This is a genomic window from Bacterioplanes sanyensis (assembly GCF_014652515.1).
In the GTDB taxonomy this organism is placed as follows: domain Bacteria; phylum Pseudomonadota; class Gammaproteobacteria; order Pseudomonadales; family Oceanobacteraceae; genus Bacterioplanes; species Bacterioplanes sanyensis.
In genome coordinates, this window is record NZ_BMYY01000009.1 from 12,871 (window position 1) to 24,425 (window position 11,555).

The 11,555-nt window shown below is 53.1% G+C and carries 10 protein-coding genes and 1 tRNA gene; 10 read left to right on the plus strand and 1 reads right to left on the minus strand.

Going from position 1 to position 11,555, the window contains the following annotated elements:
• The first annotated feature begins 38 nt into the window (after positions 1-38).
• Complete coding sequence (locus IE090_RS12810) at positions 39-899, plus strand: alpha/beta fold hydrolase (protein ID WP_189388791.1); 861 nt, start codon at positions 39-41, stop codon at positions 897-899.
• 97 nt (positions 900-996) lie between these two features.
• Entirely contained in the window at positions 997-1,131 is a 135-nt protein-coding gene (locus IE090_RS17945; RefSeq protein WP_268247123.1) for a hypothetical protein, read from the plus strand.
• Between the two features lie 115 nt (positions 1,132-1,246).
• Here IE090_RS17945 and fusA read toward each other — a convergent pair whose 3' ends face one another.
• Positions 1,247-3,334: an elongation factor G gene (gene fusA, locus IE090_RS12815; protein WP_189388792.1), complete on the minus strand. Its 2,088-nt coding sequence runs from the start codon at positions 3,332-3,334 to the stop codon at positions 1,247-1,249.
• Between the two features lie 325 nt (positions 3,335-3,659).
• On the opposite strand from fusA, the gene IE090_RS12820 reads away from it, so the two are divergent.
• The 8 genes from IE090_RS12820 to rpoB all read left to right on the plus strand — a co-directional run bounded on the left by IE090_RS12820 (position 3,660) and on the right by rpoB (position 11,517).
• Positions 3,660-3,735: transfer RNA gene (locus IE090_RS12820), tRNA-Trp, on the plus strand.
• Between the two features lie 49 nt (positions 3,736-3,784).
• Positions 3,785-4,153, plus strand: a complete 369-nt coding sequence (gene secE, locus IE090_RS12825; RefSeq protein ID WP_189388793.1) for a preprotein translocase subunit SecE — start codon at positions 3,785-3,787, stop codon at positions 4,151-4,153.
• 9 nt (positions 4,154-4,162) lie between these two features.
• Positions 4,163-4,699 carry a transcription termination/antitermination protein NusG gene (gene nusG, locus IE090_RS12830; RefSeq protein ID WP_189388794.1) on the plus strand — a complete coding sequence of 179 codons (537 nt, stop codon included), beginning with the start codon at positions 4,163-4,165 and terminating at the stop codon, positions 4,697-4,699.
• A 47-nt stretch (positions 4,700-4,746) separates the two neighbouring features.
• Positions 4,747-5,181 carry a 50S ribosomal protein L11 gene (gene rplK, locus IE090_RS12835; RefSeq protein WP_189388795.1) on the plus strand — a complete coding sequence of 145 codons (435 nt, stop codon included), beginning with the start codon at positions 4,747-4,749 and terminating at the stop codon, positions 5,179-5,181.
• Positions 5,181-5,876 (plus strand): 50S ribosomal protein L1, encoded by a 696-nt coding sequence (gene rplA, locus IE090_RS12840; protein ID WP_189388796.1) that lies wholly within the window; start codon positions 5,181-5,183, stop codon positions 5,874-5,876. Before rplK ends, rplA begins: the two co-directional genes overlap by 1 nt.
• Positions 5,877-6,062: 186 nt before the next feature.
• On the plus strand, positions 6,063-6,557 hold the full coding sequence (gene rplJ / locus IE090_RS12845; RefSeq protein ID WP_189388797.1) for a 50S ribosomal protein L10: 495 nt from the start codon (positions 6,063-6,065) through the stop codon (positions 6,555-6,557).
• A 63-nt stretch (positions 6,558-6,620) separates the two neighbouring features.
• Positions 6,621-6,995: a 50S ribosomal protein L7/L12 gene (rplL, locus tag IE090_RS12850; protein ID WP_189388798.1), complete on the plus strand. Its 375-nt coding sequence runs from the start codon at positions 6,621-6,623 to the stop codon at positions 6,993-6,995.
• Between the two features lie 445 nt (positions 6,996-7,440).
• Entirely contained in the window at positions 7,441-11,517 is a 4,077-nt protein-coding gene (gene rpoB, locus IE090_RS12855; protein ID WP_189388799.1) for a DNA-directed RNA polymerase subunit beta, read from the plus strand.
• Positions 11,518-11,555 lie beyond the last annotated feature (38 nt).

The window sequence follows — 11,555 nt, forward strand, 5'->3', positions numbered from 1 at the left end:
CTACACTGCAACCACCTAATTGACCAAAGGATGGGACAATGACAGTGACTTGCAGTGTTCAGCGCCATACAGTGGTGACCCCTGAGGGCGATAAAACCCTGGTGTGTCGCCACTGGCATTCACCCACCTCTCAGCAGCTACTGGTCTGTGTTCATGGCTTAACCCATAACGGCCGTTTCTTTGATGAGCTGGCACAGCAGCTGGCTCAGTACTATCACGTGATGTGCCCAGATGTGCTGGGGCGCGGTGACAGTGACTGGCTGAGCGACAGCAGTCTTTACGGCTATCCCTTGTACATCGCTAACTTTCAACAGCTGCTGCCGCTGTGGCGACAACAGTGCGAGAGTCAGCGTGTGTATTGGCTGGGAACCTCGATGGGGGGCTTGATCGGCATGCTGTTAGAAGCGCAGCAGCCTGGCACCTTGTGTAAGTTGATTCTTAACGATGTGGGGTCGCGCATTCCCTTGGCGGCGCTAAAGCGTATAGGCGGTTATGTTGGCCAAGATCGTCAATTCGCTAGCTTAGAGGAGGCTGAGGCTGAGTTTCGCATCATAGCGGCGCCTTTCGGTGCCTTGACCGAAGCGCAATGGCATCAGCTGGCATTGAGAGCGTTTGAGCAGGTCCAGCCAGGTCGTTGGCGCTTTCGTTATGACCCAGGCATCGCGGCCGCATTTAAGGCCTTGGATGATGACATTGATCTGACGGCTGCTTGGCAGCTATTGCAATGTCCAGTGCTGGTGTTGCGCGGTTCCAACTCGGATGTGCTGACGGCAGAAGTCGCGGCGGAAATGGCCTTGCGTGATGATACGGAGGTGCTGGAAATCCCAGGTTGTGGCCATGCCCCTATGTTGCTCGATGCAAGGCAAATAGAGCTGCTGCGAGCCTACTTGGCGTGTTAATGCAGCGGTTACAGCTTGCAACATACAGTCACATAAAAAATAAGGATAACTGCCGGTCTCTTGCTAACGTATTAACTCCAGCAAGAGGGTCTTATGTATGGAACTTGAACCGAACGAAGTCATTCAAGAACCCGAGCTGACGGAACAGCAACTGCGCCAAATTCACCTGATTGCGGCCGTGGCCAGTGGCGCATTATTGGTGCTGTCGTTTATAGCGACAGCGTCCATATAGATGAGGTTTGAGCTAACCCGAGTTCTTTGACCCGCCCATGGCGGGTTTTTTTATGCCGGTTGAGCGGCCACAAAAAAGCCCCGCCGAGGCGGGGCTTTATCACTCACAGCACAGCTTATTTAGCTGCTTTGCGAGCTTTAGCTTCTTCCATGACCTTGTCGGCAATGTTCTGCGGGCAAGGCATGTAGTGGCTGAACTCCATAGAGAACTGACCACGACCAGAAGTGATGGTGCGCAGGTGGCCGATGTAACCAAACATCTCTGACAGAGGTACATCTGCCTTGATGCGAACGCCAGTCACGCCTGGCTCTTGGTCTTTGATCATACCGCGACGACGGTTCAAGTCACCGATTACGTCACCTACGTTGTCTTCTGGAGTGAACACGTCAACCTTCATGATCGGTTCCAGCAGCTGTGCGCCGGCCTTAGGCATGGTTTGACGGAATGCACCTTTGGCAGCGATCTCAAACGCAACCGCTGAGGAGTCAACCGCGTGGTAGCCACCGTCGAATACGTCGATTTCAACGTCCAGCACAGGGAAACCCGCCAGCGGGCCTTCGGCCATCATGGCTTCGAAACCCTTTTCAATGGCTGGGAAGAATTCCTTAGGTACGTTACCGCCCACAACCGAGGTGGTGAAAACGAAACCTGAGCCTGGCTCACCTGGCTTCATGGTGTAGTCGATCTTACCGTATTGACCAGAACCACCAGACTGCTTCTTGTGGGTGTAGCTGTCTTCAACCGCAGACGTAATGGTTTCGCGGTAGGCTACCTGAGGCTCGCCCACTTCCAGTTCTACGCCGTAAGTACGCTTCAGAATGTCGACTTTAATGTCCAGGTGCAGCTCGCCCATACCTTTCAGGATGGTTTCGCCAGAGTCTTCGTCGGTTTCAACGCGGAACGATGGATCTTCTGCTACCAGCTTACCGATCGCGACACCCATCTTATCAACGGCGCCTTTGTCTTTCGGCTTAACCGCGATAGAGATAACTGGATCTGGGAACACCATGGCTTCCAGCGTACAAGGGTGCTTAGGATCACACAGGGTGTGACCGGTTTGAACGTTCTTCATACCAACAACAGCGATGATGTCACCGGCTTGGGCGCGCGTTAGCTCAGACTTGTCGTCTGCCTGCATCTCTACCATGCGGCCGATACGTTCGGTTTTGCCGGTGGCTGAGTTGAGGATGGTATCACCCTTGTTCATGACGCCGGAGTAGATGCGAATAAAGGTCAGGGCGCCGAAACGGTCGTCCATGATCTTAAACGCCAACGCGCGCAGAGGCTCGTCGGCAGACACGATGGCGTATTCGCCAGTCTCGTTACCTTCTTCGTCGGTCAGCGGCTGCGGATCAACTTCAGTTGGTGCTGGCAGGTAGTCAACAACGGCGTCCAGAACCAGCTGCACACCTTTGTTCTTAAACGCAGAACCACAGTAGGTTGGGAAGAACGCCAGAGTGCGGGTACCTTCACGGATGCAGCGCTTGATCTCGTCGATAGACGGCTCAACACCTTCTTCCAGGTACGCCATCATCAGATCTTCGTCGACTTCCAGAGCGGTTTCGATCAACTGCTCACGGTACATCTCTACGTCGTCTGCCATGTCAGCAGGTACGTCTTGGATGGAGTAGTTTTCTGCCAGACCAGTGTCGTCCCATACGTACGCTTTGCGGGTCAGCAGGTCAACGACGCCAACAAACTCATCTTCGGTACCGATTGGCAGTACCATCACCAGTGGGTTGGCGCCCAGCACCTTCTTCACCTGCTCAGTAACGCGGTAGAAGTCAGCGCCCAGACGGTCCAGTTTGTTAACGAAGATAATACGAGATACTTCAGATTCGTTCGCATAGCGCCAGTTGGTTTCGGACTGTGGCTCTACGCCGCCAGAACCACAAAATACGCCGATGCCGCCGTCCAGAACTTTCAGTGAACGGTACACTTCAACGGTGAAGTCAACGTGTCCAGGGGTGTCAATAACGTTCAGACGGTGGCCTGCCCACTCACAGGTAACAGCCGCCGACTGAATGGTGATACCACGCTCAGCTTCCTGCTCCATGAAGTCGGTGGTGGACTCACCATCGTGTACTTCGCCGGTTTTGTGAATTTTACCGGTGAGCTTCAGGATACGCTCGGTGGTGGTGGTTTTACCGGCGTCAACGTGGGCGAAGATGCCGATGTTTCTGTACTTAGATAAATCAGTCATAGCGTTACTCAATAAGCTAGGGTCGAAATCGCGCGCCATTCTACAGGGTTTCTACCGGATTTTGAGCACCTGTCGATAAATAATTCGGTCTGCGAGCGTTAAAAAGTCTCAAATGTGAGCGATGCTAGTCTCTGTCTGGCTTGCTTCATGGGTTGGGTGGGCAAAAATGGTGCACCGGCAAAAATAAAAGCTTGGCAACGGCGTTTGCTTTGGGTAAGGTGCGCGGCATCTCTTCTTGCGGCCTGTTCGTAGGCGCGCATCCGCAACTAGGGGTTGCACTTTGCAAATCATGCTGTATAGTGCTGCGCCCTAATTGAGTGTATATAGGCCAGTAGTTCAATTGGTAGAGCGTCGGTCTCCAAAACCGAAAGTTGGGGGTTCGAGTCCCTCCTGGCCTGCCAGATTCTTGGTGGCAGCTTCGGCTGCCATTTTTGGCTTCAGGGAATTTTCATGAGTACCGAGAGCAACGCAGGCAAGTCACCACTGGATTATGCCAAGTGGTTGTTGGCGGCGGTTTTTTTTGCAGCTGCCGTCTGGGGTAATTACCACTACACCGAGATCGGTACTCTGTATCGTGTCTTAGGTGTTGTGGCGCTGATGTTGATCAGTGCGGGTGTTGCGCTGACATCCAGTCAAGGCAAAAACTTCTTGCAGCTGTTGAAAGAGGCCAACATTGAGCGCCGTAAGGTAGTGTGGCCTACGCGTCAGGAAACCACGCAGACGACCTTGATCGTTGTTGCGGTTGTCATTTTCATGGCATTGGTTTTATGGGGCCTCGACAGTCTGTTGGGTTGGCTCATTTCACTGTTGATTGGCTAAGGAACCTGTATGTCTAAGCGTTGGTATGTGGTGCATGCTTATTCAGGTTACGAGAAGCGTGTTCAGAATGCTCTGAAAGAGCGCATTGAGCTGCACGAAATGCAAGATCAGTTCGGTGATGTGCTGGTTCCGACCGAAGAGGTGGTTGAGGTTCGCGACGGTAAAAAACGTAAAAGCGAGCGTAAATTCTACCCAGGTTACGTGCTGGTGCAGATGGAAATGAATGATGACACGTGGCACCTGGTTAAGCAGACGCCGCGCGTGATGGGTTTTATTGGCGGCACCGCTGATAAGCCTGCGCCGATTACCGAGCGCGAAGCAGATGCGATTCTGCAGCGTGTTGAAGACGGTGCGGGTCGTCCATCGCATAAAACCATCTACGAGCCCGGTGAAGTGGTTCGTGTTATCGATGGTCCGTTTGCAGACTTCAACGGTGTGGTTGAAGGCGTTGACTACGAAAAGTCGCGCTTGCAAGTGGCGGTTACGATTTTTGGGCGGTCGACGCCCGTCGAGCTGGAATTTACCCAGGTCGAAAAGTCGGCATAAGTTGAACGGGGAGCCCATAAGGCGCTATTACCCATTAGGAGTACATCATGGCTAAGAAAGTAGACGGCTATATCAAGCTGCAGGTTGGCGCTGGTAAAGCTAACCCAAGTCCCCCGGTTGGTCCTGCTCTGGGTCAGCACGGTCTGAACATCATGGAATTCTGTAAGGCGTTTAACGCTAAAACTGACAGCCTGGAAGCGGGCTCGCCAGTTCCTGTGATCATCACAGTGTACAGCGATAAAAGCTTTACCTTTGAAATCAAAACGCCACCTGCGTCTTTCCTGCTGAAAAAAGCAGCGGGCATCCAAAGCGGTTCTGCGCGTCCAAACACTGAGAAGGTGGGTACCGTTACCCGTGCTCAGTTGGAAGAGATCGCAACCACTAAGATGAAAGACCTGACTGCCGCCGATATGGATGCAGCAGTACGCACCATCGCCGGTTCTGCCCGTGCAATGGGTCTGAATGTGGAGGGTGTTGAGTAATGGCTAAGTTGACTAAGCGTCAGAAGCTGATCGCTGAAAAAGTAGAAGCGGGCAAGGTTTACAGCATCGAAGAAGCTGTAGCGATCCTGGCTGAACTGCCAAAGCCTAAGTTTGTTGAGTCCGTTGATGTGGCCGTTAACCTGGGCATCGACGCACGTAAATCTGACCAGAACGTTCGTGGTTCTACCGTACTGCCTAACGGCACTGGCAAAACCATGCGTGTTGCTGTGTTCACTCAAGGTGCTAACGCGGAAGCTGCTTTGGCTGCTGGCGCTGACGAGGTGGGCATGGAAGATCTGGCAGAAAAGATCAAAGGTGGCGACCTGAACTTCGACGTGGTGATTGCATCTCCAGATGCGATGCGCGTTGTTGGTCAATTGGGTCAAGTGCTGGGCCCACGTGGTCTGATGCCAAACCCGAAAGTTGGCACCGTGACTCCTGATGTTGCTACTGCGGTAAATAACGCAAAAGCAGGCCAGGTTCGTTACCGTAACGACAAAAACGGCATTATTCATACCAGCATCGGCAAAGTTGATTTCAGCGTTGAATCTCTGAAAGGCAACCTGACTGCGTTGCTGGCTGACCTGAAAAAAGCTAAGCCTTCTTCCGCCAAAGGCGTATTTATGAAGAAAGTGACCCTGTCTACGACTATGGGTCCTGGCTTGGTCGTTGATCATTCCTCTTTGGATTTCTGATCAACGCAACAATCTTTGGGGTTGCCGCTTGGGCGGCAGCTGTCAAAGACCGCAGGAGCAGGGCAAGTAGGTTGTCTGTTCTGCTTAATATTTCCTGCGCAGATAGTGTGTGGCCCCGTTCAGAATTCTGAATAGTCACACCGAGACTGGCTCTTTTGAGCCCAACTAACTTGTTAGGAGTTAATCGTGGCCTTAGGACTCGAAGATAAGAAGGCGATTGTCGCCGAAGTCCAGGAAGTAGCACAAAACGCTCTGTCTGCCGTAGTTGCAGATTCGCGTGGCGTGACTGTGGATGCCATGACCGCTCTGCGTAAAGAAGCCCGCGAAGCCGGTGTTTGGATGAAAGTCGTCCGTAACACCCTGGCGCGTCGCGCGGTGGAAGGCACCAGCTACGAGTGTTTGAACGACACTTTTGTTGGTCCTACCCTGATCGCATTTTCATCAGAGCACCCAGGTGCGGCCGCTCGTATCTTTAAGGCATTTGCCAAAGAGAACGATGCGTTCGAAATCAAAGCCGGTGCCTTTGAAGGTGAAGTGGTTGACTTCAACATGCTGGCAACACTGCCAACATACGACGAAGCAATCGCCAAGCTGATGAGCGTCATGAAAGAAGCGTCTGCAGGCAAGCTGGTACGTACCATTGCTGCTATCCGCGACCAGAAAGAAGAGCAAGCAGCTTAATCCCAAGCTGTTTGCACAACGATTTATCGAGCATAGTGCTCCATTAAATTTAGGAATAGTCTCATGTCACTGACTAAAGAAGATATCATCGAAGCAATCGCCGAAATGTCTGTAAAAGACGTTGTTGAGCTGATCGAAGCGATGGAAGAAAAATTCGGCGTAACTGCAGCTGCTGCAGTTGTTGCTGGTGGTGCTGCTGGCGGCGATGCTGGCGCAGCTGAAGAGCAAACTGAGTTCGACGTTGTTCTGACCTCTGCAGGCGACAAGAAGGTTAACGTGATCAAGGCAGTTCGTGAACTGACTGGCGCTGGCCTGAAAGACGCGAAAGCAATGGTTGACGGCGCTCCAGCGACTGTTAAAGAAGGCGTATCTAAGGATGACGCCGAAGCTGCTAAAGCGGCTCTGGAAGCAGCTGGCGCTTCTGTCGAAGTCAAGTAATTTGCAATTCGTTGCAAAGCCGTTGCTTGGGCTCTAAAGTCGAAAAACGGCGAACGGCTGGCGGGTTTACCCGTCAGCCTTTTTCACGTTATGGAAATCGTGAGCTTGCTGGCAAGCTGCCGGGTTCTAACGCAAGGTAAGTGTTGGGCCGGTTGGCGCTAATTCAATGGTACAGCCAGTGGCATAGGCTACTGAGCTCTTTGGGGTGGTAGGTTGCACATCGTATGACTCACGACCGATGCTGCTCAAGCAGAATGACAAACCCAGTTGTAACTTGTCGGCCTGTGGCTGCCCACCTAGCTATTGATGTATGCATCACGCAACGCTGCTCTCCTGGAGTGACTGAGGTCGCCCGACCTGAACCAGTCACCATTGAATTAGTACTAACAGACCCAAGCCACATGGGTCTGACGACCTGATCGAGGCAACAGTCCGGGGATAACTGATGGCTTACTCATATACTGAGAAAAAACGTATCCGCAAGGATTTCGGTAAATTACCGAACGTCATGGATGTGCCATACCTGCTGGCCATTCAAATCGACTCCTACCGCAAGTTTTTGCAGGAAGGAGCCAGTGCAGAAGACCGTTCCGAAGTCGGCCTGCACGCTGCATTCAAGTCCGTATTCCCGATTGTAAGTTACTCCGGGAACGCTGCACTGGAGTACGTCAGCTACCGTCTGGGTACACCAACCTTCGATGAGAAGGAGTGTATGCTGCGTGGTGTGACCTATGCTGCGCCACTGCGCGTCAAAGTGCGCCTGATTATTTACGATAAAGACTCAGCCACTAAGGCCATCAAAGACATCAAGGAACAAGAAGTCTACATGGGCGAAATGCCGCTCATGACCGACAACGGTACCTTTATTGTCAACGGTACCGAGCGTGTGATCGTGTCTCAGTTGCACCGTTCACCGGGTGTGTTCTTCGATCACGACAAGGGTAAGACGCACTCCTCTGGTAAGTTGCTGTATAACGCCCGTGTGATTCCATACCGTGGTTCTTGGTTGGACTTTGAGTTTGATCCAAAAGACCTGGTGTATGTGCGTATCGACCGTCGTCGTAAGTTGCCAGCGAGCATCTTGCTGCGTGCTTTGGGTTACAGCACCGAAGAAATTCTGGCTGAGTTCTTTGAGAACGACAGCTACCGCCTGACCCCGGATGGCGCGCTGTTGAAGCTGATTCCTACGCGTCTGCGTGGTGAAACTGCTGCCTTCGATATTAAAGACAATGATGGCAACGTATTGGTTGAGTCGGGTCGTCGTATTACTGCACGCCACATTCGTCAGCTGGAAAAAGCCGGCGTTGAAGAGCTGCAAGTTCCGATCGACTACTTGTTGGGGCGCGCGCTGGCGAAAGACATCATCGACACCAGCACAGGCGAAGTGATTGCGCCGGCGAATACCGAGATCACACCAGAAGTACTGGTGAAGTTCGGCGAGTCGAAGATCACCGAGTTCGAAACCATCTACACCAACGAGCTCGACTGTGGTCCGTTTATGTCGGAGACCTTGCGTACCGACCCGACCACCAACGCGCTGGAAGCTCTGGTAGAAATCTACCGCATGATGCGCCCAGGCGAGCCGCCAACCAAAGAAAGCGCCGAAGCCCTGTTCGAAAACCTGTTCTTCACTGACGAGCGTTATGACTTGTCGGGCGTTGGCCGGATGAAGTTCAACCGCCGTATTGGCCGCGATGAAATTACCGGTGCCGGCACGCTGGACAAAGCCGACATCGTTGCGGTTATGAAGACCTTGATCGATATCCGTAACGGTCAGGGCGTGGTGGACGACATCGACCATTTGGGTAACCGTCGTATTCGCTCCGTCGGCGAAATGGCAGAAAACCAGTTCCGCGTTGGCTTGGTACGTGTTGAACGTGCCGTGCGTGAGCGCTTGTCGATGGCCGAATCTGAAGGCCTGATGCCACAAGATTTGATCAACGCTAAGCCAGTGGCCGCGGCGGTGAAAGAATTCTTTGGTTCATCGCAGCTGTCTCAGTTCATGGACCAAAACAACCCGCTGTCAGAAGTAACGCACAAGCGTCGTATCTCAGCCTTGGGCCCAGGTGGTCTGACGCGTGAGCGCGCTGGCTTTGAGGTGCGCGACGTACATGCCACTCACTATGGTCGCGTATGTCCGATTGAAACGCCGGAAGGTCCAAACATTGGTCTGATCAACTCGCTGGCAACCTATGCCCGCACCAATGATTATGGCTTCTTGGAGACGCCGTTCCGCAAAGTGGACAACGGTGTGGTGACCGACGAAATCATTTACGTGTCTGCCATTGAAGAAGGCAATCACGTTATCGCCCAGGCGTCTGTGCCGACCGACGACGAAGGTCGTCTGCAAGGTGATCTGATTTCTGTGCGTCACTTGAACGAAACAACCCTGATGCCACCTGAAAGTGTGACGCTGCAAGACGTGTCGCCACGTCAGGTTGTGTCGATCGCGGCATCATTGATTCCATTCCTCGAGCACGACGATGCTAACCGTGCATTGATGGGATCGAACATGCAACGTCAGGCGGTGCCGACGCTGAAATCCGAGAAGCCGCTGGTCGGTACCGGTATTGAGCGTGCGGTAGCGCAAGACTCTGGCGTGTGTGTAATGGCTAAGCGTGGCGGTGTCATCGACTCGGTTGATGCCTCACGTATCGTGGTGAAAGTACACGACGACGAAACCATGGCCGGTGAAGCCGGTGTGGATATCTACAACCTGGTGAAATACACCCGTTCTAACCAAAACACCTGCATTAACCAGCGTCCGCTGGTGAAAGCCGGTGACACGGTAACGCGTGGCGACGTCATGGCCGATGGCCCGTCTGTTGACCTGGGTGAGCTGGCTCTGGGTCAGAACTTCCGCATCGCCTTTATGCCGTGGAATGGTTACAACTTCGAGGACTCCATCCTGCTGTCTGAGCGTGTCGCTCAGGAAGACCGCTTGACCACCATCCACATTCAGGAACTGACCTGTGTGGCGCGTGATACCAAGCTGGGCAGTGAAGAAGTCACCGCGGATATTCCCAACGTTGGTGAAGCGGCGCTGAACAAGCTGGACGAGTCCGGCATCGTGCACATTGGTGCCGAAGTGAAGCCAGGCGACATTCTGGTCGGTAAGGTAACGCCAAAAGGCGAAACCCAGCTGACGCCAGAAGAAAAACTGTTGCGTGCCATCTTTGGTGAAAAAGCCTCCGACGTTAAAGACACCTCATTACGTGTTAAGACCGGCACCACAGGTACCGTGATCGACGTTCAAGTCTTTACCCGTGACGGCGTCGAAAAAGACCAGCGCGCACTGGAAATTGAGCAAATGCAGCTCGATGAGATCCGTAAGGACCTCAACGAAGAGATGCGTATTGTTAAAGGCGCTACTTTCGAGCGTTTGCAGCGTCAACTGGTTGGCCAGGTAGTGAATGCAGCGCCAGGTCTGAAGAAGGGCGATACCCTGACCGAAGACTACCTGCAATCGCTGGAAGCCGATCATTGGTTCAAGATCGTGCCGCAAGACGAATCGCTGGCTGAAGTGCTGGAAGCGGCGTCTACGTCGTTGGCCGAACGTCGTCAAATGCTGGATGAGCGTTTTGAAGACAAGAAGCGCAAGCTGCAAACCGGCGATGACTTGGCACCCGGCGTACTGAAGATCGTTAAGGTATACCTAGCGATTAAACGTAAGATCCAGCCAGGCGATAAGATGGCGGGCCGTCACGGTAACAAAGGTGTTATCTCGTCGATCATGCCGATTGAAGACATGCCATACGATGAAAAAGGTGTGCCAGTCGATATCGTACTGAACCCGCTGGGTGTGCCGTCGCGGATGAACGTCGGTCAGATCATGGAGATCCACTTGGGTCTAGCAGCCAAAGGTCTGGGTGAAAAGATTGACGAAATGATTCGTCAGCAACAGGAAGTCGCCAAACTGCGTGACTTGCTGCAGCAGATCTATAACGGCGGCGACAGCCTGCGCGTAGAAGATCTGGACAGCTTTAGCGATGAAGAAATCCTTGAGCTGGCGAACAACCTGCGCAACGGTGTGCCGATGGCAACACCAGCCTTCGACGGTGCGCGTGAAACCGAAATCAAGCGCATGTTGCGCCTGGCAGACTTGCCAGATTCCGGTCAAATGACGCTGTTTGATGGCCGTACTGGCGATGCCTTCGACCGTCCAGTCACCGTTGGCTACATGTACATGCTGAAGCTGAACCACTTGGTGGATGACAAGATGCACGCCCGTTCTACCGGCTCCTACAGTCTGGTCACGCAGCAGCCGCTGGGTGGTAAAGCCCAGTTTGGTGGTCAGCGCTTCGGTGAGATGGAAGTGTGGGCACTGGAAGCATACGGTGCCGCTTACACCTTGCAGGAAATGCTGACGGTGAAATCCGATGACGTGGCCGGCCGTACCAAGATGTATAAAAACATCGTTGACGGTGACCATCGAATGGAACCTGGTATGCCGGAATCCTTTAACGTATTGGTTAAAGAGATCCGTTCCCTCGGTATCGACATCGAACTGGAAAACGAATAAGCGGATGAGCAGTGCTCAGGTGGACATCGCTGCCTGAG